This window comes from Streptomyces sp. NPDC014870 (genome assembly GCF_043081505.1).
GTDB lineage: Bacteria > Actinomycetota > Actinomycetes > Streptomycetales > Streptomycetaceae > Streptomyces.
Window position 1 is genome coordinate 474,676 of record NZ_JBIBWQ010000004.1, and the last position, 25,251, is coordinate 499,926.

Genomic DNA, 25,251 nt, shown 5'->3' on the forward strand with positions numbered 1-25,251 from the left:
GCGGAATAGCCCTGCAGCACCCGATGTTGAAACGCCGGAGCAAGGGAAGGATGCCACCGTGGCCGAGAGGAACCCCGAGACCCACGTCATCGACTTCCGCGCAGCCGAGCATCTGCTGGCCGCGCGGGACCCTCGCGGTGCCGTGAAGCTGCTCGACTCGGTGATCGCCGCCCACCCGGAGAACACTGCGGCGCGGCTGCTGCGCGCCCGCGCCTTCTTCGCCGCCGCGCAACTGCGTCCCGCGGAGCTGGAGTTCGAACTGGTACTGGAACGCGAGCCGGACAACGCGTTCGCGCACTTCGCCCTGGCCCGTACGTTCCAGCGCTCCGGCCGGCCCGATCAGGCCACCCGGCACTTCCGGCTCGCGGCGGCCCTCGACCCCAGGCCCGAGTACCTCCAGGCGGCTCGCTTCGGCGCGGAGGACTGACGGCGAGGTCGCTGCCCGCGTCTCAGCGGCGGCCCGTGCCGCCGTGGTCGGGTTCGTAGGGCGGGATGTCCCGGCCGGGCTGCCAATGCGGCCCCTGGCGCAGATGGTGCAGCACGATCGACATGTCGACGGCCGCCACCAGGAACAGCACGCCACAGGCCGCCGCCCACCCGGGCCTGCCGACCAGGGCGAACACCGTCGTGCCGAAGGCGGCCCAGAGCAGACCCCACAGACTCAGCCAGAACCGCATCCGCAGCGCACTGCGCGCGGTCGCCGGCTCACTGCCCGTACGCATGGCGGTCGCATCTCCTACAGGAGGTCTACCCCCGGCGCGCCCGTGCGAACATCACTCGAACGAGGGGTGTCCGGCCCGAACAGGTGCCGGAAGGAACGGCTCCCTGTGCCCCTTCGTTCTCCGGGGCATGAGCGTACGGATGCGTGAGGGACACCAAGGGACAGGGCCCGGAGCCATCACCCCGGACGGCTGCGCCGTCGATGTGTATCGGCGGCTGGGCGTCGGGACCGAGCCCGATGTGATCGCGTCGGCCGTGCCTGCGGGCGCCTCGCTGCTCGAACTGGGCTGCGGCGCGGGTCGGGTGACGGGGCCTCTGGTCGAGCGCGGCTTCGCCGTGACGGCGGTGGACGAGTCGGAGGAGATGCTCGAAGCGGTACGGGAGCGAGTGCCGGGCGCCGAGACGGTGCGCAGCCCGATCGAATCGCTGGACCTGGAGCGGCGGTTCGACGTGGTGATGCTCGCCTCGTACCTGGTGCACACGGCCGAACACAGCGAGCGCCAGGCACTCCTGGAGACCTGCAGAGACCACGTGCGGGACGACGGCTGCGTCCTGATCCAGCGCGAGGGGGAGAGCTGGCACCTCGACGTGCCGCGCGAACGGCGGGACCCGAGCGGCTGCACGGTACGGATCCTCTCGGCGGACCCGGTCGGCGACGGCGTCAACTCGGTCGTCGCCGAGTACGTCTTCCCGGATCTCCGCTGGACCCAGACCTTCCGCTCACGGCCCCTGAGTAGGGAGGACTTCGAACGGCATCTGGGCGAGGCGGGGCTTGCCGTGGACGCGTACCTGACGGACGACGGCACCTGGGTGAGGGCCCGCCCCACACTCCGCTGAGAACGGGCACCGGTGACGTGGCTAGTGGACGAAGCTGTAGCTGCGCCAGGGGAGGGTGTCCGGGGCGATCCTGTTGCTCGTGACGGTGGGGATGTAGATGTAGTCGCCCTGGCACGTGCGGTTGGTGTACGCCTTGATGTCGATGAGCGTCTGGTTCTCGATCGCCGTCACGCCGGACGGCGCCAGGCGGTGACAGCCCTTCACCGAAGGGCTCGTCACGGAGATCACGACCTCGCGCTGGGTCTCGTAGATGACGGGGCCCACCGCGGTGCGGCCGAGGCCGGAACAGCCCGCGACGGCGAGCGTCAGGAGCGCGGCCCCGGCGGCGGTGCCGAGACGCCGGTGTACGGACATGGCGGATCCTCGTCTGTCGGGCGAAGGCGGCAGAAGCCCTGTCCCCGTCACCCTCCCGCCTGCCGCCCGGGCTGTCATCCGCTGCTGGGCCGCCCGGGCGAAGCGGCGCGCGAGCCCGTTGTCAGACCCCACCCGTAAGGTCGGAGATCCAGTCGGAATCCGTCGAGGAACGGGAGGTGAGCAGGACCGTGGCCCAGCACAGCGCGCAGACCTGCGCTGCCGTCTTCCTCCCGGCCGCGCTGCCCAGGGAGGGCCGGGTCGCCTTCTGGTCCCCGGACGGCGGTCCGCTTCCCGTCGTCGCGGGCGCCGAACCGACCGAGCTCACCGTCGTACGGCGCCACGGGGCCGGGGTCCGCAGCCGCACGGTCCCCGCCGTGACCCTCGGGGTCGCCGAGGCACTCCCGGAGCTCGTCGCCGCCCGCCACCGGCCGGGCGCCCACCCCGCCGCGGCCTGCTGGGGCGCCGCAGCCCTGCACGCCCTGCACCTCGCCGCGAGGGGCAGGCTGCTGCCGGGGCTCACGGCCGACGACCTCGACGCCTGGCGGGCGGGGCCGCTGGACGCCGACGACATCGCGCACCTGCGGGCCGTCGCCGCCGCCATGCCCCCCGAAGCCCACGCGGTGCCCGTGCCCGGCCGCAGCCCGCTCCAGCTGCCCGACCCGGAGGCGCTCGTGCGCGCCTTCCTCGACGCGGTCGCCGACACCCTGCCCCGGACACCCGCCGCCGCCCACGCCGCCGGGGCGCCGTTCGCCGCGCGCGCCGCCCAGCACCTGCCCCGCGCGCGTGCCTGGGCCGCCGAGGCCGCCGCCGGCATGGACGCCGGGGTGCGGGTCTCGCTGCGCCTCGACCTCTCCGGGTACGAGCTCTTCGACATCGCCGAGGAGGGCGGTGACGAGCGGCAGGCCGCCGCGGCCCTGCTCCAGGTCCACAGCCTGGCCGACCCCACCCTCGTCATCGACGCCGCCGCCCTCTGGGCGGGCGAGGGCGACGAGCTCTTCGGGCCGCGCGCCCGGATCGACGCCGTCCTGGCGCTGCGTCGCGCGGCCCGCGTCTGGCCGCCGCTCGGCAGGCTCCTGGAGCGCGACGTCCCCGATGTCCTCGCCGTCACCGAGGACGAGCTGTACGAGCTGCTCGGCCCCGCCGCCGTCCGTCTCGCCGACGCCGGGGTGGCCGTGCACTGGCCCCGTGAACTGGCCCGCTCGCTCAGCGCCTCCGCCGTCGTCCGGCCGCCCATGACCGCCCCCGGCTCCGCCACCGACGGCACCGCGTTCTTCGACAGCGAGGAACTGCTCCGCTTCAACTGGCAGTTGGCGCTCGACGGCGACCCGCTCACCGAGCGGGAGATGGACGCGCTCGCCGAGTCCCACCGGCCCATCGTGCGGCTGCGCGACCAGTGGGTGGTCGTCGACCCCGACCTGGTCCGCAAGGCACGCAAACGCGAACTCGGCCTGCTGGAGCCCGTCGACGCCCTCGCGGTCGCCCTCAGCGGCACTGCCGAGCTCGACGGTGAGACCGTCCGTGCCGTGCCCGTCGGAGCCCTCGCGACGCTCCGCGACCGGCTCGTCGCCGGACCCGAGGAGACCGAGGCCCCCGCCGGCCTCGACGCCACCCTGCGCGACTACCAACTGCGCGGGCTGGCCTGGCTCGATCTGATGACCTCGCTCGGGCTCGGCGGCTGCCTCGCCGACGACATGGGGCTCGGCAAGACCGTCACCCTCATCGCCCTCCATCTGCGCCGGGCCCGCCGCGCCCCCACCCTCGTCGTCTGCCCCGCCTCCCTGCTGGGCAACTGGCAGCGGGAGATCCAGCGCTTCGCCGCCGGCGTGCCCGTGCGCCGCTTCCACGGCGCCGACCGCTCCCTCGACGGCCTCGCCCCGGAATCCGGCCCGGCCGGCTTCGTCCTCACCACCTACGGCACGCTCCGCACGAGCGCCCCCCAGCTGGCCGAACAGGAGTGGGGGATGGTCGTCGCCGACGAGGCGCAGCACGTCAAGAACCCCTTCTCCGCCACCGCCAAGGCGCTGCGGACCATCCCCACGCCCGCCCGCGTCGCCCTCACCGGCACGCCCGTGGAGAACAACCTGTCCGAGCTGTGGGCCCTGCTCGACTGGACCACCCCCGGACTCCTCGGGCCGCTCAAGGCCTTCCGCTCCCGTCACGCGCGGGCCGTCGAGAACAGCGAGGAGATCGAGAACGAGGAGGCGGTCGAGCGGCTCGCCCGTCTGGTCAGGCCCTTCCTGCTGCGCCGCCGCAAGTCCGACCCCGGTATCGTCCCCGAACTGCCGCCCAAGACCGAGTCCGACCATCCCGTGGCCCTCACCCGCGAGCAGGTCTCGCTCTACGAGGCGGTGGTGCGGGAGACCATGGCGCAGATCGAGGGCGCCGAGGGCATCGCCCGTCGCGGGCTCGTCATGAAGCTGCTCACCTCGCTCAAGCAGATCTGCAACCACCCCGCGCAGTACCTCAAGGAGCAGACGCCCGGGGGCGGCGGTACGGCCAGGCTCGCCGGCCGCTCCGGCAAGCTCGCCCTCCTCGACGAGCTCCTGGACACGATCCTGGCCGAGGGCGGCTCCGTGCTCGTCTTCACCCAGTACGTCTCCATGGCCCGGCTGCTCGCCGACCACCTGGCCGCGCGGGCGATCCCCGCCCAACTGCTCCACGGCGGAACGCCCGTCGCCGAGCGGGAGCGCATGGTCGACCGCTTCCAGTCCGGCGACGTGCCGGTCTTCCTGCTGTCGCTGAAGGCGGCGGGCACCGGCCTCAACCTCACCAGGGCCGGACATGTCGTCCACTTCGACCGCTGGTGGAACCCGGCCGTCGAGGAGCAGGCCACCGACCGTGCGTACCGGATCGGGCAGACCCAGCCGGTGCAGGTCCACCGGCTGATCGCCGAGGGCACGGTGGAGGACACCATCGCCGAGATGCTCCGGGCCAAGCGCGCCCTGGCCGACGCCGTGCTCGGCTCCGGAGAGGCGGCCCTGACCGAACTGACCGACCGCGAGCTGGCCGATCTGGTGTCGCTGAGGAGGCCGTCATGAACCGCCGCTCCGACTCCTCACCGCGACCCGACTCCTCGACGCGAGCCGGAGCGTCGCCGCGCCGCGGCGCCGGGCGGTTCGGGGGCCCGCGCCACGACGACCTGCGCCGCACGTTCCCCGCGCTCGCCCCGCGCGAGGCGCCCGACGGCCGGTTCGCCGCCACCTGGTGGGGAAACGCCTGGGTGGACGCACTGGAGGACACCGCCCTCGACCCGGCGCGCCTCGCCCGCGGCAGGGCGTACGCGGGGCGGGGACACGTCGACGCGATCACGGTCACGCCCGGCCGGGTCGTTGCGTACGTCCACGGCAGCCGCCCCCGGCCGTACCGCACCGAGATCCGGCTCCGGACGCTCGGCGACCACGGCTGGGAGCGGTTCCTGGACGAGGTCGCCGCCCGCCCGGACCACATCGCCGCCCTGCTCGACAAGGACGTCCCGCACGCCCTGGAGGCCGTCGCGGGTCTGCTGCCGGCGCCCGGCGACCTCATCCCCGACTGCTCCTGCCCGGACGACGGCTTCCCCTGCAAGCACGCCGCCGCCCTCTGCTACCAGTCCGCCCGGCTCCTGGACGAGGACCCCTTCGTCCTCTTCCTGATGCGGGGCCGCGGCGAGCAGGAGATCCTCGCCGCCCTCACCCACCGCAACGCGGCCCGTTCGGCGGCGGAGAAGAGCGCGACCGCACCGCCGATGGCGACCGTCCCGGCCCGCACCGCCCTCGCGCCACTGACGGGTCACGTCCTGCCGGCGCTGCCGCCACCGTTCCCCGTGCCCGCCCAGCCCGGCCGGCCGCCCGTCTACCCGCCCGACCCGTACGCCCCAGACCCGCTCGCGCTCGACCTGCTCGCAACGGAAGCCGCCGCCCGCGCCCATGCCTTCCTGGCCACCGGCCACGACCCCGTCGCCGCGCTCACCCCCTGGCAGGACGCCGTCCGGCTGGCCGCCGCCCATCCGGGCTCCGGGCTCACCGCCTCCACCCGCGCCCTCTATCGCGACCTCGCGCACGCCCTCGACCGCACCCCCACCGACCTGGCGCGCGCCGTCGCCGCCTGGCGTCAGGGCGGACTGGCCGGACTCGCGGTCCTCGAAGAGCCCTGGGACCCGCCCGCGGGGCCCTTCGACCGGGCCCGCCCGGCCCTGCTCGCCGCCGACTTCCCGGCCTTCCGCCCCTGGCGCAACCACCTGTCGACCCGCTCCCTCCAACTCCGCTTCGGTCGCGACGGACTCTGGTACGGCTACGAGTCGGACGCCGACCGCGAGGACTGGTGGCCGCGCGGCACCCCGGACGCCGATCCCGTCGGAGCCCTCACGGACCTGCTCGGTCGCTGACCGCCCGCCGCCGCCGGTGCGCTCATCGCTCGAACGGCAGGGGTTGCCCCGTCCGTTCGAGGCCAATCCCACTCGATGGAGTGAAACGCGCCAGCGGCCTGATCCAGCCTCGCCAGCATCGCGTTAATTGCGGTACGGGCGAATGCCCGTGAATACCTCCAGAAGGCAGGAAGCCATGAGGCAGATTCGCCGAAGTGGTCTGGCCACATTGATGGTCACGGGTGGCGCACTCGCGCTCTCGGCGGGCGCCGCGCACGCCGACTCCGGTGCACAGGGCGCCGCGGTCGGTTCCCCGGGCGTCGGCTCCGGCAACACCATTCAGCTGCCGGTGCACGTCCCGGTCAACGTCTGCGGGAACACCGTCAACGTCGTCGGACTGCTCAACCCGGCCGCGGGCAACCGCTGCGCCAACACGAGCCCGTCCCAGGGGTACGGCTCGGACGCGGACGGCGGCGGCCGGCACCACAAGGACCAGCCCGGCACCCCGCGCAGCGGCGGCCACGCCGGCGGCGGCTCCCACGAGGGCGGCTCCCACGGAGGCGGTTCGTCCAACGGCGGCGGCGCCACCGCCGAGGGCATCGCCAAGGGCTCGCCCGGTGTGCTCTCCGGCAACGGCCTCCAGCTGCCGATCGACCTCCCGGTCAACGTGAGCGGCAACTCGGTCAACGTCGTCGGCGTCGGCAACCCGGCCATCGGCAACACCGCCGTCAACGGTCCTGGCGAGCCCGAGGCCCCCGTCGAGGAGCCCAAGCCGCCGGTGAAGGAGCAGCCGAAGCCGCTGCCCGCCCCGGTCGACGACGAGGCCGAGATCCCGGCCCCCGCGCCCGGCCCGCAGGGCGACTCCGTCGAGCTCGCGAGCACCGGCTCGGACCTCGTCGGCTACGGCGCCCCGGCCGCCGCCGCGATGCTGCTCGGTGGCGCGCTCCTCTACCGCCGCTCGCGTCGCACGGGCGCGCAGGTCTGAGGCCCCCCGCGCGGTTCCTCCCGGTCCTCACCCGGGTCGCCAGGTCCGGAGCACCGCCTCGATGGCGGATGCGACGCTCGTCCGGGCCTGGTGCCGGGGAACCCCGCGCATGAGTAGCGTGTCGTACTCGGTGTCGACATGCCGTACGGCGGCCCGCACCGCGGCCGTGACCGCACCCCGGTCGAGCGCCCGCCCCGCCGCCGTACGCCCCACCCGGCCGCTGCCCTTGCTGGAGGCGTGGGCCGCGATCTCCGCTGCCCGGACCCCCGGGCAGCGGGGGAAGAGCCGCAGGATCTCCGCCTCCAGGGCCGCCGTGACCTCCGCGTCCCGCTCCGCGCGGCGGGCCGCGTCCCGCACCCGGCGCCGGGACCGCGCCTCCGCGTCCGCGAGACAGGCGGCCTCGGCCCGGGCGAGCGCGTCCTCCTCGACGAGGAGGCCTTGACGTTCGTACCGGGTACGGCGCCGGTTGTGCCGGACGACCACCGCCCACAGCGTGCTGCCCTCCCGGGCCCTGCGGGTGAGGGCGGTGTTCCCGCGGCGCAGGAAGACGAGATGGCCCAGGTCGGCGCAGTCCAGGCAGACCGGAGCGTTGAACTCCACGATCATCCGCTCCAGCGGCCCCTGGAGACACTCCGAGCAGCGGCGGCGCTTGAGCGGTTCGACGACGACGGGTGCGACCAGGTCCATCACGGCCTCCTCAGTCCTGTCCCCGGCTTCAGCGCACGCCCGGCGCGGCCGCGGTGATGAACCGGTCGAGTGCCTCTTTCGCGTCCCGGGAGCGCCGCGCGCGGTCCTCCTCGTCGGGCGCCTCGTGCATGCAGTTGGTCAGCTCGAAGGCGGACTCGGCGAGTTCACGGGTGGCCGGATCGTCGCAGACCAGCTGGACACGGAAGAGCGCCTGCCGGGTGGCGGTGCGCTGGTGGTACGAGGCATAGCGCGAATCCTCCGCCCGCTCCGAGTCCGGGTCCTGAGCGGCCCGGAACCAGCGGTCGTTCTGGCTGCGCCGGTAGTCGACGACCGCGCCCGCGAACGCGCTGTACGCCGAGATCCGCTCCTGGCGCAGCTGCTCGTCCCGGGCGAGCGACGCCGTGCGGGCGTCCGCGCGGCTCTGGAACCAGTGGGTGGCGATCACCCCCAAGAGGGTGCCCGCCACGGCGATCAGGGCCGTTTCCATGACCGGTTGCTCCTCGGCACACTCACGTCGGGCCCGCGGCCGACACCCAATAATCGTTCGAACCCACGCCACTTCACCCTCTAGGGTCTGTCGCGTGGCAACGAAACTCAATCAGATCATCGCAGTGGAGAAGGGCGTCAAGTCCCGGGCGCAGCAGGACCTGACGGCGGCACACCACGGGCTGCAGAAGCCCGCGTTGCTCGCCGGCATCTCCCGTACGTACCAGCCCAAGGACGAGGAGGGCGAGCAGTTGCCGCCCGAGTCGACGCTGGTGCAGGTGAAGGCCGAGGACGTGCTGCGCGACACCGCGCGGGCGTTGACGCGGCTGTTCGATGTGACCGCCACCAAGGACTGGGCCAACTGCGACGCGCGCGCCGACATCACGGTCGACGGGCGGGTGCTGGTGGGCCAGGTCCCCGTCGCGTACCTCCTGTTCCTGGAGAAGCAGCTGACGGACCTTCACACCTTCGTCCGCAAACTGCCCGTCCTCGACGCGGCCGAGTCGTGGACGCAGGACCCGTCGACCGACGCGTGGAAGACCGAGGTCGTCCGGACGGTGCGGACGAAGAAGGTGCCGCGCAACCACGTCAAGGCGGAGGCGACGGACAAGCACCCGGCGCAGGTCGAGGTGTACTACGAGGACGTGCCGGTCGGTTACTGGACGACCGTGAAGTTCTCCGGCGCCCTGCCGGTCCGGCGGGTGAACGATCTCCTGGAGCGGGTGGAGAAGCTCCAGCAGGCGGTGAAGTACGCCCGTGAGGAGGCGAACAGCGCCGAGGTCATCGACCAGCGGGTCGGTGACGCCGTCTTCGGCTACCTCTTCGGGTAGCGGGAAGACCCATGAACTCCCCGGCCACAGAACACGGTCGGGGTGCGCGAGGAGCGCAAAGCTGAAGCTGAGGCTTGTCGTGAATGCGCGGCCCTTCTGACGAGGGTCGCGTTCAAACTCAGACTATTGCTCCAGATTCAGTATGCGCCGCTCATCGCCGGATCGACCGGGCCCGGGCCCTGGTGCGTCGAAATGCCAGTTCGAATCTGGTCCGCCGAGCTCGATCGGCGGTGGTCCAATGGCAGGACGCGACGCAATGACGACTGACCCGGGTTCTCAAGTGTGCCGGCGTGTGATGGGAGCGGCATCCATCAGGGTCCGGGGGCCGGCTACGCCCTCGGACCCGCTCCTTTTCCCGGGCCGTCTCCCGGTCTCCCCGTCTACTGCCGGTAGCCGCTGAGGAAGCGGCCGATGCGGCTGATCGCGGCGTCGAGATCGTCGGCGTACGGCAGGGTGAGGATGCGGAAGTGGTCCGGGCGGGGCCAGTTGAAGCCGGTACCCTGCACCACCTGGATCTTCTCGCGCAGCAGCAGGTCGAGGACGAACTTCTCGTCGTCGTGGATCTTGTGGACCTTGGGGTCGAGGCGGGGGAAGGCGTACAGCGCGCCCTTCGGCTTCACGCAGGAGACCCCGGGGATCTCGTTGAGCTTCTCCCAGGCCCTGTCGCGCTGCTCGTGGAGCCTGCCGCCCGGGGCGGTGAGCTCGTGGATCGACTGCCGGCCGCCGAGCGCGGCCTGAATGGCGTACTGGGCCGGGGCGTTCGGGCAGAGCCGCATGGAGGCCAGCATCGTCAGGCCCTCCAGATAGCTCTTGGCGTGCTGCTGCGGTCCGGTGACGACCAGCCATCCCGAGCGGAAGCCCGCGACCCGGTAGGTCTTGGAGAGGCCGCCGAAGGTGAGCACGACGAGATCGGGGGCGAGGGAGGCGGCCGGGTAGTGCACGGCCTCGTCGTAGACGATCTGGTCGTAGATCTCGTCGGCGAAGACCATCAGGCCGTGGCGGCGGGCGAGGTCGAGGATGCCCTCGACGATCTCGCGCGGGTACACGGCGCCCGTGGGGTTGTTGGGGTTGATGATCACGACGGCGCGGGTGCGGTCGGTGATCTTCGCGGCCATGTCGTCGAGGTCCGGGTACCAGTCGGCCGACTCGTCGCAGAGGTAGTGCACGGCCTTGCCGCCCGAGAGGGTGGTCACCGCCGTCCACAGGGGGAAGTCGGGGGCGGGGATCAGCACCTCGTCGCCGTCCTCCAGGAGCGCCTGGACGGCCATGGAGACCAGCTCGGACACGCCGTTGCCGAGGAACACGTCGTCGACGCCGACCTCCGGAAGGCCCATCGCCTGGTAGCGCTGGGCGACCGCGCGCCGGGCCGACAGGATGCCGCGGGAGTCCGTGTAGCCGTGGGCCTTGGGGAGCATCCGGATCATGTCCTGGACGATCTCCTCGGGCGCCTCGAACCCGAAGAGGGCGGGGTTTCCGGTGTTGAGGCGCAGGACACTGTGGCCCGCCTCCTCCAGGGCGTTGGCGTGCTCGATGACCGGGCCCCGGATCTCGTAGCAGACCTCGCTCAGCTTGCTCGACTGCCGGAACTCCATGCGACGACCTCCCCAGACGTTGTGGTGCTGCTTGGTTTTACCAAGTTCGAGCTTGGAAAGTCCAACAACTTGTCTAGACTGCGTCGCATGCCACGTCGTCGAAGCTATGACCAGTACTGCGCCGCCGCCCGTGCCCTCGACGTCGTGGGCGACCGCTGGACACTGCTGATCGTCCGTGAACTCCTCGCGGGACCCCGCCGTTACACGGACCTGCACGCCGACCTCCCCGGTGTCAGCACGGACATGCTCGCCGGCCGCCTCAAGGACATGGAGGGCGCCGAACTCGTCACCCGCCGCCGGCTGCCCGCGCCCGTCTCCGCGTACGTGTACGAGCTCACCGCGCGCGGACGCGAACTGCTCACCGTCCTGCGGGCCCTGGCGGAGTGGGGCGCCCCGGCTCTGGAGGAGCCCCGGCCGACCGACGCGGTGCGCGCCCACTGGTTCGCCGTCCCGCTGATCGGCGCCCTGGAGGGGCTGGTCGAGGGGGTCGTCCAGGTGACCCTGGACGAGGGCGCGTTCCATGTACGGGTCGGGGGCGGCGGGCCGCCCGCCTACGGGGACGGTCCGCCGGCCGAACCCGCCGACGTGCTGCTGCGGACCGACGCCGCGACCTGCCGGGCCCTGGCGGCCGGGGGGACGACGCTCGCCCGGGCGGTGCGGGACGGCCGGGCCGAGGTGTCCGGCGACGGCGACCTTGCCGGTGAACTGCGGGCGCGACTGCTGCCCGCGTCGGTGAACTGATCGTCAATCCCCGTCCAGCTCATCCCCCTTACGGAGTAGCGTGGGGCTGTTTTGCGGCCTGAACCGAGAGGCCGCGGGGAAGCGGGAGGGCTGCTCCATGGGGACCGACGTCTGGATCGAACGGGGCGGAGCGCAGCCACGGCCCGGCGAGACCCTCGTGGGCCGGCGTGCGGTCACGCGGGAGGCCCGTGGCACGCTCGCCCAGGGCACCTCCGGCGGGACGCTCCGGATCAAGCCGCCCAAGGGCCGGACGGACGTCGTCTTCCGCACCGTCACGCTCGCCCCGGGCGAGTCCACCGGCTGGCACCACCACCCCGGCCAGATCATCGCCGTCGTCCAGTCGGGCACGCTCACCCGCGTCCTGCACGACTGCTCGGTCGAGACCATGTCCGCGGGCGAGGCGTTCGTCGAACCCGCGGGCCGCAGGAACCGGCACGTCGGACACAACTTCGGCACGGAACCCGTCGTGCTCTACATGACCTGCCTGCTGCCCCAGGGCGCCCCGCTCGCGATAGAAGCGGACGCGCCGGACTGCGCGCACCGCCGCCCCTAGGGCGCCTTCAGCCGCGCGTGGTGGCCAGGGCGGCGGCCAGCCGGTCGCGGGCGGCGGTCTGCGCGGCGATCCGGGCCTCCAGGACGGCCAGCCGCTCGCGGGCGATGTCGAGCCCGCGCGCGGACGGCGGCGTGGCCCGCATGTCGCCGTCGAGGCACGCACGGAACGCGGCCACGTCCTCCAAGGTCAGCCCCGCGTCCAGGAGATACCGGATATTGGCCACGCGGGCCGTCGCGGTGGAGTCGTAGATCCGGTATCCGTTCGGCTCGCGGACCGACGTGATCAGACCGGTCTTCTCGTAGTGACGCAGGGCCCGGGCCGTCACGCCCGTTCTCCGGGCCAGTTCACCGATGCGCAAGGACCCACCTCCTCGCGCAGTCGTATCACGCGACCAGCGCTCCCCCGTCCACGGGCAGGACCGTCCCCGTGAGGAACCCGGCCTCGGGAGCGGCCAGTCGGGTGATCGCCCAGGCCACCTCCTCCGGCAGCCCCAGCCGCCCGAGCGGCGTGTGGGCGATCTGCCATGTCCTGATCGCCGCGCGCTGCTCGGAGGTCAGCCCCAGGTGATCGGCGATCGGCGTCTCGATCGCGCCGGGCGCGACGGCGACCACACGGACGCCGCGCGGGGCGAGCTCCACGGCCCAGCAGCGGGTGAGCGTCTCCAGGGCGCTCTTGGTCGCCGGGTAGACCGAGTTGTTCGGCCAGCCGCGCTGACCGACCGTCGTCGTGACGTTGACGATCACACCGCCGGCCGCCTCGAGCGCGGGCACGGCGGCCTGGGTCAGCAGGATCGGAGCGACCAGATTGGTCTCGACGAGGGGGCCGATGACCGACCGGTCGAGCGTTCCCAGGGGCCCTCCGGTGGCGATGCCCGCGTTGTTGACGAGGACGTCAAGGCGTCCGTGCGCGGCGAGCGCCGACCGTACGATCTCCTCCGCCGCACCCTCGGCCGTGATGTCGGCGATGAGCGGTCGGATCCCCGGGTGGCCCCCGGCGGTCTCCGCCAGCGGTCCCGGTCTGCGGCCGACGGCGACGACGGTGTCGCCGGCGGCGGCGAACGCCCGGGCGGTGGCCCGGCCGATGCCGGTGCCGGCTCCGGTGACGAGAATGATCCTCTGCGGCTCTGCGCTGTTCATAGACTCGATGCTCGAACCCTGACGCCAAGGACAAGGTCAAGCCCGTGCGATTCGAAGCGATCACCTGGGAGCGCCTCTCCGAGGCCCTGGCCGCGCACATCGACGGCGCGACGCCCGGTGACGGGAGCGCCTGGCTGAAGGTCGGCGTCGACGGGGCGCCCGCCGCACCGACCGCGGAGACCGCGGAGCGGATCGCCGGGGCGCTGCGGCTGCGCGGCCGGTCCGTGCTCGTCGTCGGGGCCACAGGGTTCCTGCGGCCCGCGTCGCTCCGCTACGAGTACGGGAAGCAGGACCCCGACTCGTACTACAGCGGCTGGTTCGACACCGGGGCGTTGTGGCGCGAGGTGTTCGGACCGCTGGAGGCGGGCGGCAGCGGGCGCGTCCTGCCCGACCTGTGGGATCCCGCCACCGACCGTGCCACCCGCAGCCCCTACACCGAACTGGCGCCGGGCGGCGTCCTCGTGGTGCACGGGCCGTTCCTGCTCGGGCACTGGTTCCCGTTCGACACGACCGCGCATCTGCGGCTCTCGCCCGGTGCCCTCGCGCGCCGCACCGAGGAGACATGGACCCTGCCCGCCTTCGAGCGGTACGAGAACGAGGTCGGCCCGTCCGAGGCCGCGGACGTGGTCGTCCGCACCGACGACCCGCGCCACCCCGCCTGGACGGGCCTCCCCGGCTAGCTCCGCCCCGCCCGGCGCGAGCCCGGCATGATCCGAACGAGAGGCCCTAGGGTCCCGTCGACGGTGGGCGCCCGCCCACCATCGTCACGGCCTCCCCGCCCGCCAGGCAGCCCGCCTCGGCCGCCTCCAGGGGCGCCGCGCCCGCCAGCAGGGCCGCGAGGAACGCCCCGGCGAACGCGTCGCCCGCGCCCGTGGAGTCCACCGGCGTCACGTCCGGGGCCGGAAGGTGTCCGGTCACCGTGCCCGCTTCGGCGACCAGCGCCCCACCGGCGCCGAGGGTGACGGCGACGAGCGGGAACGTACGGCTCAGGGTCCGCGCGGCCTCGGTGGGATCGGCGCACCCCGTGAGCAGCAGGGCCTCGTCGGCGTTCGGGAACAGCGCCTCCACCCCGTGCGCCGCCGCGAGGAACCTCTCCGCGCCCCACTGCTTCAGGAACCCCGCCGAGGCCGGGTCCACGCTCACCGGGATGCCCGCCTCCCGCGCCCCGCGCATCGCCCGCAGCGCGGCGGCACGGCTCGACTCGGCGAAGAAGAGGTACCCCGACAGATGGAGGCGGGCCATGCCGTCGAGGAAGGCGTCGGACCAGTCGGCGGGGGAGAGGCGCAGCGCCGCGCCGCTGTCGGTCAGGAACGTCCGCTCGGCGTCGGCGTCGACCAGGGATATCACCGTCGCCGTACCGGCCGAGCAGTCCGGGACGAGCAGCGGCCGCACGCCCGCCCGGCGCAGCTGCCCGTCGTGCCACACGGCCTCGTCCGTGCCGACCCGGCCGAGCAGGGTCACCGAAGGGCAGCCCGAACGCGCCGCCCAGCAGGCGGCGTTGGCCCCCGCCCCGCCCGGTAGCCGCCGGATCTCGGCGCCCGTGTCGGTCGCCGGAGCGAGGGGCGTCCGGTGCCGGGCCACGATGTCCGTGACCACGTCACCGACGACCAGGAGACCGCTCATGCGCCGACGCCCGCGTACGCGGCGGCGATCCGGGCCCCGAGCCGCACATTGCCGCGCACCGCCGCCAGGTTCGCCTCCAGGGACGCCCCTTCGGTGTGCACCATCAGATACTCCAGCAGGAACGGGGTCACGGCCTGGCCTCCGATCCCCTTGTCCTTCGCCGCCGCGAGGCCCTGCGCGAGGACCCGGTCGTGCAGCGCGGGATCCAACTGCTCGGCCACCGGGACCGGGTTGGCGACGACCAGCGCCGCGTGCGGCCCGCCCAGGCCGTCCTTCGCCCGCATCACGCCCGCCACCTCCTCGGGGGTCCGGAGCGTCCAGTCGACCGGCTCCCCGGAGGAGGCCAGATAGAACCCGGGGAAGTGCTCCGTCCCGTACCCGGTCACCGTCACGCCCAGGGTCTCCAGGCGTTGCAGCGTCGCGGGGACGTCGAGGATCGACTTCACGCCCGCGCACACCACCGTGATCCCGACCCGGGAGAGCAGCCGCAGATCGGCCGACTCGTCCTGTGTCTCGGTCCACTCCCGGTGCACCCCGCCCAGTCCGCCGGTCGCGAAGACCCGGATGCCCGCCGCGTCCGCCAGCCACGCGGTCGCGGAGACGGTCGTCGCTCCGGTCGCCCCGGTCGCGAGAGCGGGCGCGAGGTCGCGGTGGCCCAGCTTCCGGACCGTCGGGTCCTCGGCGACCCGCGTCAACCCGGCCTCGTCGAGGCCGACATGGGCCACCCCGTCGATCACCGCGATCGTCGCGGGCACCGCGCCCTCGCTCCGTACCAGCTCCTCCAACTCCCGGGCCACCGTCAGATTGCGCGGGCGCGGCAGGCCGTGGGCGATGATCGTGGACTCAAGGGCGACGACGGGCCGGCCCTGGTGGAGCGCCTCCCGCACCTCTTCGGACACCTGTGTGGACATGTCCCATTCCTGGCCGACCACGCGCCCCTCAAACCTCGGTGGCGTGCTTCAGCCACAGCGCGGCAGCCCCGGCAACCGGACCGCGTCGACGATCTGGATGACCGGGCGCGAGTCGGCGCTCTTGGCGTTTCCCACGCTGTACGCGACCGCCAAGGCGCCGTCCCTGGCCTGTGCGTAGCCGTACGCCGGGGTGATCCGCGCGTACGAGCCCGAGCCCAGGTCCAGGGCGTACGCGGTCTCGGGCGTGCGCCAGGTGACCAGACGGCCGCTGATCCGCACCTGGTCCATGCCGTCGACGGCCGGGGAGGCGGTCACGACCGCCGTCGCCCGCGCGTCGCCCGTGCGCCACACCATCAGCCGGGGCGCGGACTCGCCCTCCACCCAGGCCCAGGTGCCGCCCCCGCCCTTGCCGCCGTCGGAGGCGACGGACCTGATGTCACGGAGCGCGGCCAGCGGGGCCGGCAGCGCGGCGGGGCGGCCGTCGGCGAGGGAGACCGCGGCGAGCCGGGTGCCGGAACCCGCCGATTCGCGCCACACGAGCAGCCCGCCCGCGGCGAACGGCGTGTCCATCACGCCCGTCCGCAGCGCTCGAGGGGCGCCGCCGGCCGCCGGCGCCGCGTACACCGTGGCCTTCCCGCCGCCGACGCCCTGCGCCCAGTGGACGGTGCCGTCGCGGACGACGGGCTGGGGGAGGGGACCCGGCCGGTCGGCCCGGGCGATCCTGCGGGACGAGCCGGTCTCGGCGTCGAAGACGTACAGGCTCCACGGGCTGTCCAGGGTCCGTCCTTCCAGGACGGCGAAGGCGGCCCACCGGCGACCGTCGAAGTCGGCCGCGAGCAGTTGGTGCTCGACGGGGTCGGCGAGGTCGAGCAGGGTGCGGGGCGCGCCGCCCGCGCGGACCAGGGCGGCACGGCGGCCGTCGCCGCCGGTGAGCTGGACGACTGTCCAGCCAGGACCGGTGTCGGTCAGCACCGCCCGCTGCCCGGCCGGGGTCCGCAGCTCGCCCGCGTCCAGTGCGGAGCGCCAGTCGGCCGGGAGCCCGACCTCGCACGCGACCGCCAGGGCGCTCGGCCGGGGGGCCGGTTCGCTGGGCCGGTCCGGCGTGGGCTCGGGGCCCGACCGCGCCGACGAGCATCCCGCGAACAGGATGCCCGTCAGCAGCAGGGCGAGACCGCGGGCCCCGGCGGACGACGGTGCGCGCGGCGGCCGGTGTGTCCTACCAGACGTAGCCACGGCCACCCATGATGGTGGTGATGGTGTCGGACGAGATGTGCGCCGACTTGGGGACGGAGCCCGCCCACGAGATCACGCTCGTGCTCACCCCGCCCACCGGGTCGAGGTAGTTGACCTGGTCGGCGGCGGTGTCCGTGTTGTAGCCGTCGATCGCGACCCAGTGGAATATCTCGACATTCGGGTGGCCGACCAGGTGGGGGCCGCCGGGCACCTCCCAGGCGTTGCCCGCGATCGCGTAGTCGTTGTCGGTGTTGTGGGTGATGTGCTGCTTGAAGTTGGCCTTGTCGGTGGCGGTCGGGGTGTACGGCAACGCCCGGGGCACGTAACCGGCACCGGGCAGGCGGCTGTTCAGGGCGTCGGCCATCGGATAGCCGGTCGGGTTGGGCACGTTGATGTTGACGCCGTACCAGGCCGTTCCGCTGCTGTTGGTCCTGAGGAGCGTCGCCGCGTCCTGCTGCGAACGGCCGGCGACCCCGTCGCGCGCGGACTGGGTGATCACGAGGGTGGCGGGCCCGCACCAGTACGAGGTCTTCTGCGACTGGTGCAGCCCGCCGGAGAGCTTGTAGCCCGCGAGCGCGGCTCGGGTGCGGACGCCGTCGAGGCCTCTGGTCGCCTCGGCCTCCTTCGCGGCGCTCAGTCTCTTCTGGGCGGGGGTGAGGCGCTGCGGGCCGAGGGTGTCGTGCGCGGCCTTGTAGGAGGCGCCGGGCGCCTGCGGCTCGGAGGCGCCGGGTCCGGTGGCGGCCGGTCCGGTGGCGGCCTGGGACGCGGGGGCGGCCGCGAGGGCCGCGACGGCCGAGAGGAGTGCGGCGGCGGTCAGTGCGGCGGTGCGGGAGACGGTGCGGGAGGGGGTGCGGGAGGTGGCACGGGAGACGGTGCGGGGGGCGACGGATATCGCGGGCATCACGCTCTCCTGTCGGAGGGGGGGAGGAGGTCACGAGGGAGTTTGACGCGCACGCGCCAACCTGGACAGGGAGCTCGGCGGATTCCGCCCGACCAACATTGGGCGCACCAAAGGCGCCAGACGTGACCAGCGGGGACATCCGTCCGCAACCTGCTCCGCCGCCCCCGGTTTCCGGCGGTGCGGCGCCGCGATGCCGCCCTCGCCGGCGTACGCGTATGAGCGATTCCGCCCCAGGAGGGGCCGAGGTGTCCATCTGCCACCTATACGACGCGGGACCGGCCGACTTCGACCCGAGGTACGCCAACTGGGCGTGTACGGCACTCCGTACGAAATCAGTGGCCGGCCCCCGCCGCGGCGGACCCCGTCGGCGGGCGCGGGTCCCTCTTCCGCCGCAGCCGCCCAGCTCGGCCCCCGGGGCGCCGGCCCCAGGGCCTCCTTCGGATTCCGTCGCCCGTCGGCGGTCGGGCGATGTCTCCTGGTCAGGAGGGAATCGGAGGCGCTCCCTCCGGCCACTCCCGGCCGTGGAGCACCCTCGAGACCCCGCTACAGTCACCGGCCATGACGACACATGACCAGCCCTCCTTCGCCGTCCACATCCCCGACGCGGAGCTCGAGCCCGAGCCGCTCGACCCCGCCCAGATCGTCTCCGGCACGCCCGAAGTGACCGGCAAGGTCCTCTGGGAGTCCGCCGACGGCAAGCAGGTGCGCGGCATCTGGCAGATCACCCCCGGCGTGGTGACCGACACGGAGGCCAACGAACTCTTCGTCGTCGTCAGCGGGAAGGCGACGGTCGCCGTCGAGGGCGGGGCCACGCTCGAGATCGGCCCGGGCGACGCGTGCGTACTGCGCGAGGGCGACCGGACCACCTGGACGGTCCACGAGACGCTGCGCAAGGCGTACCACATCAGCCTCTGAGCGGCCCGGGTCGGATATCGGATCCAAGATCCAGGATCCAGGATCCAGGATCCAGGATCTTGGATCCGATATCCGATATCCGATATCCGATATCCGATGGCCCCGGGTGCGCGCGCCGTGGGCCCGTGAGCCCCTGAGCCCGTCGGCTCCTCAGGCCGCGCGGCGCACCACGCCGCGTACTGCCAGCGCCGCCATCGGCAGCAGCAGGCACGCGCCCACCAGGTTCAGCCAGCCGTAGCCTGCCTCGGCCACGATCAGCCCCGCCATCAGGCCGCCGAGTCCGGCGGCCGTGTTCATGATGAAGTCCGACAGGCCCTGGACCGCCGCCCGCGCGGCCTGCGGTACGGAGTCGGTGAGCAGCGCGGAGCCGGACACCAGGCCCGCCGACCAGCCCAGGCCGAGGACGAAGAGCCCCGCGGCGGTCTGGCCGTGGCTCGGCCCCGCCGTGCCGGCCAGCAGCGCGGCCACGGAGAGCAGCCCGACCGCGAGCCCGATGACGGAGAGCCGGCCGAGCCGGTCCGACAGCCAGCCCATGACGGGCGAGAAGGCGTACATGCCGGCGATGTGGCCGCTGATGACGAGGCCGATCAGCTGGATCCCGGCGCCGTGGTGGCTCAGTGCCACCGGGGTCATCGACATGATCGAAACCATGGCGGTGTGCGAGGCGGCCACGGTCACCAGCGCGAGGCGGGCGCCGGCGGACTGCCGTACGGCCCGGATCCCCGCCCGCAGCGAGCGGGCGTCGGCCTCCTGGCCCTCCTCGGACGTCGCCAGGGCGCGGGCCGTCAGCAGCGGGTCGGGGCGCAGCAGCAGCGCCACGACGAGCGCGGCGACGAGGAAGACGCCGGCCGCCCAGACGAAGGGGCCGGCCGCCGCCGGAATGCCCAGGCCGGCCACGCTCTCACCGGCGGGCGCGGCGATGTTGGGCCCGAGGACCGCACCGATGGTCGTGGCCCAGACGACGGTGGAGATGGCCCGGCCGCGGCGGTCCGGCTCGGCCAGGTCGGCGGCGGCGAACCGGGCCGCGAGGTTCGCGGAGGACGCGGCGCCGAAGCCGACCAGACCGGCCAGGAGCAGCGGGAAGCTGTCGACGACGGCCCCGAGGACGACGACTCCGGCGCCCAGGGCCCCGATCAGATAGGCGAGGACGAGCCCGGGCCGCCGCCCGCGCGCGCCCATCAGGGCGGCCAGCGGCATGGCGAGCAGCGCGGGTCCGGCCACCGACGCGGTCGAGGCGAGGCCCGACAGTGCCTCCGAACCGCTGACCTCCTTGGCCAGGACGGCGGCGAGGGCGATACCGGTGGCTATGCCGAGTCCGCCGAGTATCTGTCCCGCGATGAGGACGGCCTGTATACGCCGCCGCAGCGCCGGTACCCGGCCGGCCTCGACCGGGTCGGCCGAGCCGGCGGCGGCCGCGCCGACGGCGTCGGCCGTCTTCGTCGCGAGCGCGTCCACGGGAGTACGGGGTGCGCCAGGAGCGTCGTCGGGGGCGTCAGGGGCATCGGGGCTGTTGGTCACTGACGTGAGTGTGCCAGCCGCTCCCGCGCCTGAGAACGCCCCCGGCGCGTGCGCTCGGCCACGACCCCGCCGCCTGGACGCCCCGTACAACCCACGCCACCAGCCCAGCCCCCCCACCGCCCCACCCTGGGGCGTCCGCGCTCTCAGAACAGCGGCTGCGGCAGCACTCCCTCCAGGGCGAGGAGGATCCGCTTGGTCTCCAGGCCGCCCCCGAAGCCGCCGATGCCGCCGTCGCTCTCCACCACCCGGTGACACGGCACGACCACGGGCAGCGGATTGGCGCCCATGGCCGCCCCCACGGCCTGGGCGGCGCCCGGCTGCCCGACCCGCTTCGCGAGGTCCCCGTAGCCGACCACCGCCCCGAAGGGCACACCCTCCGCCAGCTCGCGCAGCACCTGGCGGTTGAAGCCGGTCGTCAGTGTCCAGTCGAGCGGCAGCTCGAAGGAGCGCCGCCCGCCCGCGAAGTACTCGGCGAGCTGCCGTATCGGCTCGGCGAGCCTGCCCGAGGCGCTCTCCACCGGCTCCGCGCCGAGCTGCCCCGCCAGCCGGCCGACCGCCGCCTCCCGCACCGCCTCGTCGGCGTGGAAGACCACGCTCACCAGACCGCGATCGGTCGCCGCGAGCATCAGAGGGCCGATGTCGCTCGGCACGACCGCCCATTCCACCGTGGTGTCCATGCCCCTCACCGTACGACCGGCCACTGACATCGTGACCGACATCGCCACTGTCACGGCCCGGTCTCGTCTCGGTCTCGCCGGCGGCAATTCCCGGACCTCGTGGTCGCGCGGCCGTCGGCGCGCCATAATCTCGCCCCGGTAGGACTACTCAGCGGTACCGACTGATTTCGGACGACGTGGGGCACCACGGAGTGGAGGGCAGGCGCTCATGCAGGGCACGGTCGACGGTTTCAGCTACGGCCTCGTCACACCGGTCGCCGCCTTTCTCATGGCCTGCCTCGGCGGCGCCCTGGGCCTGCGCTGCACCACGCGATCCCTGCGGCACCGCGACACCTTCAAGGCGGGCTGGCTCGCCCTCGGCGCGACGTCGATAGGCACCGGCATCTGGACGATGCACTTCATCGCGATGATCGGCTTCTCCGTCGACCAGGCGCCCATCAGCTACGACCGCCCGATCACCTTCGCCAGCCTGGGCGTCGCCATCCTGATGGTGGGCATCGGCATCTTCATCGTCGGCTACCGCGGCGCCACGGCCCTCACCCTGGTCACCGGCGGCACCATCACCGGTCTGGGCATCGCGACCATGCACTACCTCGGCATGGCCGGCCTCAGGCTCCAGGGGACCGTCGACTACGACACCCTCACCGTGGCCCTCTCCGTCGTGATCGCCGTCGTCGCGGCCACCACCGCCCTCTGGGCGGCCGTCTCGGTCCGCGGCTTCATGGCCAGCGTCGGCGCCAGCATGGTGATGGGGCTCGCCGTCAGCGGCATGCACTACACGGCCATGGCGGCCGTCAACGTCCATGTGCACGGCAGGGGCGGCGCCGCGGTCGGGGGCGACTCCGCCACCTCGCTCCTCCTGCCGATGCTGATCGGCCCGGCGGTCTTCCTGCTCCTCGCCGCCGTGGTCGTCATGTTCGACCCGCTGCTCGTGATGGGCGACCCGGACTGGCAGCGCCCCACAGCCCACGGCCCGTACCGCCCCGGCGTGCCCGCCCAGCGCCGTGCGCCCGCCTACGGCGAGCCCACGAACTGGGCCGCCCGGCAGGCCCCCGGACGCGGCGCGCGCGGCGCACGGGGCGGCCGCAAGAGTGCCGGTCGGACCGCCGGCCGGGGCGCGCACCGCTCCCAGGAGTGGTGAGGGCGGGGTTTCCGAGCGCCCGGTGAGCCGGGGACGGCCCGGCTGTCAGTGGGGGGTCGTACGGTGGTCCCATGCGGCCCGTTTCCCAGATCGAACGTACGGTGGCGCCCTTCGAGGTCGTCAGTCCCTACCAGCCCAGCGGTGACCAGCCCACGGCGATCGCCGAGCTCGACCGGCGCATCCGCGCGGGCGAGAAGGACGTCGTCCTCCTCGGCGCGACCGGCACCGGAAAGTCCGCGACCACCGCGTGGATGATCGAGAAGCTGCAGCGCCCGACGCTCGTGATGGCGCCGAACAAGACGCTGGCCGCCCAGCTGGCCAACGAGTTCCGCGAGCTCCTGCCGAACAACGCGGTGGAGTACTTCGTCTCGTACTACGACTACTACCAGCCCGAGGCATACGTCCCGCAGTCGGACACCTACATCGAGAAGGACTCCTCGATCAACGAGGAGGTCGAGCGGCTGCGCCACTCCGCGACGAACTCGCTGCTGACCCGCAGGGACGTCGTCGTGGTCGCCTCCGTCTCCTGCATCTACGGTCTCGGCACGCCCCAGGAGTACGTGGACCGGATGGTCCCGCTCAAGGTCGGCGAGGAGATCGACCGGGACCAGCTGCTGCGCCGCTTCGTCGACATCCAGTACACCCGCAACGACCTGGCGTTCACCCGGGGCACCTTCCGGGTGCGCGGCGACACCATCGAGATCTTCCCGGTCTACGAGGAGCTCGCCGTCCGCATCGAGATGTTCGGTGACGAGATCGAGGCGCTCTCCACCCTCCACCCCCTCACCGGCGAGGTCATCAGCGAGGACCGCGAGCTGTACGTCTTCCCCGCCAGCCACTACGTGGCGGGACCGGAGCGCATGGAGAAGGCGGTCGACGGCATCGAGCGCGAGCTGGAGAGCCGGCTCGCCGAGCTGGAGAAGCAGGGCAAGATGCTGGAGGCGCAGCGCCTGCGCATGCGCACCACGTACGACATCGAGATGATGCGCCAGATCGGCTCCTGCTCCGGCATCGAGAACTACTCGATGCACTTCGACGACCGCGAGCCCGGCTCCGCCCCCAACACGCTCCTCGACTACTTCCCCGAGGACTTCCTCCTCGTCATCGACGAGTCGCACGTCACGGTCCCGCAGATCGGCGCCATGTACGAGGGCGACGCCTCCCGGAAGCGGACCCTCGTCGACCACGGCTTCCGGCTGCCCTCCGCGCTCGACAACCGCCCGCTGAAGTGGGAGGAGTTCCAGGAGCGGATCGGTCAGACGGTCTACCTCTCGGCCACCCCCGGCACGTACGAGCTGTCCCGCGGCGACGGCTTCGTGGAGCAGATCATCCGCCCCACCGGCCTCGTCGACCCGGAGGTCGTCGTCAAGCCCACCGAGGGCCAGATCGACGACCTGGTCCACGAGATCCGGCTGCGCACCGAGAAGGACGAGCGGGTCCTCGTCACCACGCTCACCAAGAAGATGGCCGAGGACCTCACCGACTACTTCCTGGAACTGGGCATCCAGGTCCGCTATCTGCACAGCGACGTCGACACCCTGCGCCGGATCGAGCTGCTCCGCGAGCTGCGCGCCGGCGAGTACGACGTCCTGGTCGGCATCAACCTGCTCCGTGAGGGACTCGACCTGCCCGAGGTCTCCCTCGTCGCCATCCTCGACGCCGACAAGCAGGGATTCCTGCGCTCCGGCACCTCGCTGATCCAGACCATCGGCCGCGCGGCGCGCAACGTCTCCGGACAGGTCCACATGTACGCGGACACCGTGACGCCCGCCATGGAGAAGGCGATCGACGAGACCAACCGCCGCCGTGAGAAGCAGGTCGCGTACAACAAGGCCAACGGCATCGACCCGCAGCCGCTCCGCAAGAAGATCAACGACATCGTCGCCACCATCGCCCGCGAGGAGGTCGACACCGAACAGCTCCTCGGCACCGGCTACCGCCAGGGCAAGGACGGAAGGGCCGCCAAGGCCCCGGTCCCCTCGCTCGCGGCGCACACGCCCAAGAGCAAGGCCAAGGGCGGCAAGGCGGGCTCCACGGTCGAGCTCGGCGACCGTCCGGCGACCGAACTCGCGGCGATCATCGAGGAGATGACCGACCGGATGCGCGCCGCCGCGGCGGAACTGCAGTTCGAGGTGGCCGCCCGGCTGCGGGACGAGGTCGGGGAACTGAAGAAGGAGTTGCGCCAGATGAAGGAGGCCGGACTCGCCTGACACGGCGGGTGGCCCGGAGTGCCCGGTGTGTTGCAAGACCGACACAAAACCGCTCCCGCTCTGCTGCGCTGTCAGTGCCCCTGCGTAGGGTGCTGACCAACCGCGCGCACAGCGGAGGCGGCGGCGGGGATCGCTAGAGAGGGGACAGCGCGTGACGGTCAACATGACCAAGGGTCAGGCCATCAGCCTGGAGAAGCAGGGCGGCGGCAGCCTGACGTCCGTACGGATGGGTCTCGGCTGGCAGGCGGCGCCCCGTCGCGGCCTGTTCGGTTCGCGGACGCGCGAGGTCGACCTGGACGCCTCCGCGGTGCTCTTCGCCGACAAGCAGCCGGTCGACGTGGTCTTCTTCCGGCACCTGGTCAGCGACGACGGCTCGGTCCGGCACACCGGCGACAACCTGGTGGGCGGCGCGGGCTCGGGCGGCGACGACGAGTCGATCCTGGTCGACCTCCAGCGCGTCCCCGTCCACATCGACCAGATCGTCTTCACGGTGAACTCCTTCACCGGACAGACCTTCCAGGAGGTGCAGAACGCCTTCTGCCGGATCGTCGACGAGACCAACGGCCAGGAGCTGGCGCGCTACACCCTGGACGGCGGCGGCCAGTACACCGCGCAGATCATGGCGAAGGTGCACCGGGCCGGCTCCGGATGGCAGATGACGGCCCTGGGCAACCCGGCCAACGGCCGGACGTTCCAGGACCTCATGCCCGCGATCCTGCCGCACCTCTAGTCCGGCACGTCGGAACCGCGAAGTCCGGCCCAGGCGCAGGCACAGCACCACACACACCGTCAGCTCCCGGAGGCAGCAGGCCGCCGGGAGCTGTCCCGCATCACCATCGGATCCGAGGGGACAGAGTCG

26 protein-coding genes are annotated in these 25,251 nt (G+C 72.9%); 13 read left to right on the plus strand and 13 right to left on the minus strand.

Annotation, left to right across the window (positions count from 1 at the left end; translation table 11 throughout):
• Positions 1-58: 58 nt before the first annotated feature.
• On the plus strand, positions 59-427 hold the full coding sequence (locus tag ACF09C_RS14640; protein WP_362422987.1) for a tetratricopeptide repeat protein: 369 nt from the start codon (positions 59-61) through the stop codon (positions 425-427).
• A 22-nt stretch (positions 428-449) separates the two neighbouring features.
• On the opposite strand, the gene ACF09C_RS14645 is transcribed toward ACF09C_RS14640, so the two are convergent.
• Positions 450-722, minus strand: coding sequence for a DUF6343 family protein (locus tag ACF09C_RS14645; protein WP_392091827.1), 273 nt, complete (start codon positions 720-722; stop codon positions 450-452).
• 139 nt (positions 723-861) lie between these two features.
• Between ACF09C_RS14645 and ACF09C_RS14650 the strand changes: the two genes are divergently transcribed.
• Positions 862-1,557, plus strand: a complete 696-nt coding sequence (locus ACF09C_RS14650; protein WP_392091828.1) for a class I SAM-dependent methyltransferase — start codon at positions 862-864, stop codon at positions 1,555-1,557.
• A 21-nt stretch (positions 1,558-1,578) separates the two neighbouring features.
• Here the strand turns inward: ACF09C_RS14650 and ACF09C_RS14655 are convergent, their stop codons facing one another.
• Complete coding sequence (locus ACF09C_RS14655) at positions 1,579-1,911, minus strand: hypothetical protein (RefSeq protein ID WP_362422979.1); 333 nt, start codon at positions 1,909-1,911, stop codon at positions 1,579-1,581.
• A 176-nt stretch (positions 1,912-2,087) separates the two neighbouring features.
• Here ACF09C_RS14655 and ACF09C_RS14660 point away from each other — a divergent pair, with 176 nt between their 5' ends.
• The 3 genes from ACF09C_RS14660 (at position 2,088) to ACF09C_RS14670 (ending at position 7,238) form a co-directional block, all read left to right on the plus strand.
• Positions 2,088-4,949 (plus strand): DEAD/DEAH box helicase, encoded by a 2,862-nt coding sequence (locus ACF09C_RS14660; RefSeq protein WP_392091829.1) that lies wholly within the window; start codon positions 2,088-2,090, stop codon positions 4,947-4,949.
• Positions 4,946-6,274, plus strand: coding sequence for an SWIM zinc finger family protein (locus tag ACF09C_RS14665; protein WP_392091830.1), 1,329 nt, complete (start codon positions 4,946-4,948; stop codon positions 6,272-6,274). The genes ACF09C_RS14660 and ACF09C_RS14665 overlap by 4 nt, the downstream gene beginning before the upstream one ends.
• Positions 6,275-6,449: 175 nt before the next feature.
• Positions 6,450-7,238: a chaplin family protein gene (locus ACF09C_RS14670; protein ID WP_392091831.1), complete on the plus strand. Its 789-nt coding sequence runs from the start codon at positions 6,450-6,452 to the stop codon at positions 7,236-7,238.
• A gap of 27 nt (positions 7,239-7,265) precedes the next feature.
• Here the strand turns inward: ACF09C_RS14670 and ACF09C_RS14675 are convergent, their stop codons facing one another.
• Entirely contained in the window at positions 7,266-7,925 is a 660-nt protein-coding gene (locus ACF09C_RS14675) for a DUF2293 domain-containing protein (RefSeq protein WP_392091832.1), read from the minus strand.
• A 28-nt stretch (positions 7,926-7,953) separates the two neighbouring features.
• The gene (locus ACF09C_RS14680; RefSeq protein WP_392091833.1) at positions 7,954-8,412 is read right to left on the minus strand and encodes a hypothetical protein; all 459 of its coding nucleotides are present in this window, start codon (positions 8,410-8,412) and stop codon (positions 7,954-7,956) included.
• Positions 8,413-8,506: 94 nt separating this feature from the next.
• Here ACF09C_RS14680 and ACF09C_RS14685 point away from each other — a divergent pair, with 94 nt between their 5' ends.
• Positions 8,507-9,241: a hypothetical protein gene (locus ACF09C_RS14685; RefSeq protein ID WP_392091834.1), complete on the plus strand. Its 735-nt coding sequence runs from the start codon at positions 8,507-8,509 to the stop codon at positions 9,239-9,241.
• Positions 9,242-9,621: 380 nt separating this feature from the next.
• On the opposite strand, the gene ACF09C_RS14690 is transcribed toward ACF09C_RS14685, so the two are convergent.
• The gene (locus tag ACF09C_RS14690) at positions 9,622-10,833 is read right to left on the minus strand and encodes a pyridoxal phosphate-dependent aminotransferase (RefSeq protein ID WP_392091835.1); all 1,212 of its coding nucleotides are present in this window, start codon (positions 10,831-10,833) and stop codon (positions 9,622-9,624) included.
• 87 nt (positions 10,834-10,920) lie between these two features.
• Here ACF09C_RS14690 and ACF09C_RS14695 point away from each other — a divergent pair, with 87 nt between their 5' ends.
• Positions 10,921-11,574 (plus strand): winged helix-turn-helix transcriptional regulator, encoded by a 654-nt coding sequence (locus ACF09C_RS14695; protein ID WP_392091836.1) that lies wholly within the window; start codon positions 10,921-10,923, stop codon positions 11,572-11,574.
• Positions 11,575-11,671: 97 nt separating this feature from the next.
• Complete coding sequence (locus ACF09C_RS14700) at positions 11,672-12,127, plus strand: cupin domain-containing protein (protein WP_392091837.1); 456 nt, start codon at positions 11,672-11,674, stop codon at positions 12,125-12,127.
• Between the two features lie 7 nt (positions 12,128-12,134).
• Here the strand turns inward: ACF09C_RS14700 and ACF09C_RS14705 are convergent, their stop codons facing one another.
• Together ACF09C_RS14705 and ACF09C_RS14710 are read right to left on the minus strand one after the other, a co-directional pair.
• Complete coding sequence (locus ACF09C_RS14705) at positions 12,135-12,485, minus strand: MerR family transcriptional regulator (RefSeq protein ID WP_392091838.1); 351 nt, start codon at positions 12,483-12,485, stop codon at positions 12,135-12,137.
• A 25-nt stretch (positions 12,486-12,510) separates the two neighbouring features.
• Entirely contained in the window at positions 12,511-13,263 is a 753-nt protein-coding gene (locus ACF09C_RS14710) for an SDR family NAD(P)-dependent oxidoreductase (RefSeq protein WP_392091839.1), read from the minus strand.
• Positions 13,264-13,307: 44 nt separating this feature from the next.
• On the opposite strand from ACF09C_RS14710, the gene ACF09C_RS14715 reads away from it, so the two are divergent.
• Positions 13,308-13,943, plus strand: coding sequence for a uridine kinase (locus ACF09C_RS14715; protein WP_392091840.1), 636 nt, complete (start codon positions 13,308-13,310; stop codon positions 13,941-13,943).
• 46 nt (positions 13,944-13,989) lie between these two features.
• Here the strand turns inward: ACF09C_RS14715 and ACF09C_RS14720 are convergent, their stop codons facing one another.
• Genes ACF09C_RS14720 through ACF09C_RS14735 form a run of 4 tightly spaced genes read right to left on the minus strand, consistent with a single transcriptional unit; the run spans position 13,990 to position 17,931 of the window.
• The gene (locus tag ACF09C_RS14720; protein ID WP_392091841.1) at positions 13,990-14,886 is read right to left on the minus strand and encodes a carbohydrate kinase family protein; all 897 of its coding nucleotides are present in this window, start codon (positions 14,884-14,886) and stop codon (positions 13,990-13,992) included.
• Entirely contained in the window at positions 14,883-15,797 is a 915-nt protein-coding gene (locus tag ACF09C_RS14725; RefSeq protein ID WP_392091842.1) for a pseudouridine-5'-phosphate glycosidase, read from the minus strand. The genes ACF09C_RS14720 and ACF09C_RS14725 overlap by 4 nt, the downstream gene beginning before the upstream one ends.
• 48 nt (positions 15,798-15,845) lie before the next feature.
• Positions 15,846-17,030, minus strand: a complete 1,185-nt coding sequence (locus ACF09C_RS14730) for a hypothetical protein (RefSeq protein ID WP_392091843.1) — start codon at positions 17,028-17,030, stop codon at positions 15,846-15,848.
• Positions 17,014-17,931 carry a hypothetical protein gene (locus ACF09C_RS14735; protein ID WP_392091844.1) on the minus strand — a complete coding sequence of 306 codons (918 nt, stop codon included), beginning with the start codon at positions 17,929-17,931 and terminating at the stop codon, positions 17,014-17,016. The genes ACF09C_RS14730 and ACF09C_RS14735 overlap by 17 nt, the downstream gene beginning before the upstream one ends.
• Before the next feature lie 558 nt (positions 17,932-18,489).
• Here ACF09C_RS14735 and ACF09C_RS14740 point away from each other — a divergent pair.
• Positions 18,490-18,846, plus strand: a complete 357-nt coding sequence (locus tag ACF09C_RS14740) for a cupin domain-containing protein (RefSeq protein ID WP_362422928.1) — start codon at positions 18,490-18,492, stop codon at positions 18,844-18,846.
• A gap of 150 nt (positions 18,847-18,996) precedes the next feature.
• Here the strand turns inward: ACF09C_RS14740 and ACF09C_RS14745 are convergent, their stop codons facing one another.
• Both ACF09C_RS14745 and ACF09C_RS14750 read right to left on the minus strand, forming a co-directional pair.
• Entirely contained in the window at positions 18,997-20,364 is a 1,368-nt protein-coding gene (locus ACF09C_RS14745) for an MFS transporter (RefSeq protein WP_392091845.1), read from the minus strand.
• Between the two features lie 143 nt (positions 20,365-20,507).
• Positions 20,508-21,041 (minus strand): methylated-DNA--[protein]-cysteine S-methyltransferase, encoded by a 534-nt coding sequence (locus ACF09C_RS14750; protein WP_392091846.1) that lies wholly within the window; start codon positions 21,039-21,041, stop codon positions 20,508-20,510.
• Between the two features lie 208 nt (positions 21,042-21,249).
• Between ACF09C_RS14750 and ACF09C_RS14755 the strand changes: the two genes are divergently transcribed.
• From ACF09C_RS14755 to ACF09C_RS14765, 3 genes are all read left to right on the plus strand, one after another.
• A complete protein-coding gene (locus ACF09C_RS14755) occupies positions 21,250-22,182 on the plus strand; it encodes an MHYT domain-containing protein (protein ID WP_392091847.1) in 933 nt (310 codons plus the stop codon).
• Between the two features lie 71 nt (positions 22,183-22,253).
• On the plus strand, positions 22,254-24,392 hold the full coding sequence (gene uvrB, locus ACF09C_RS14760) for an excinuclease ABC subunit UvrB (RefSeq protein WP_392091848.1): 2,139 nt from the start codon (positions 22,254-22,256) through the stop codon (positions 24,390-24,392).
• Between the two features lie 151 nt (positions 24,393-24,543).
• Positions 24,544-25,122, plus strand: a complete 579-nt coding sequence (locus ACF09C_RS14765; RefSeq protein ID WP_361958413.1) for a TerD family protein — start codon at positions 24,544-24,546, stop codon at positions 25,120-25,122.
• Positions 25,123-25,251: the final 129 nt, after the last annotated feature.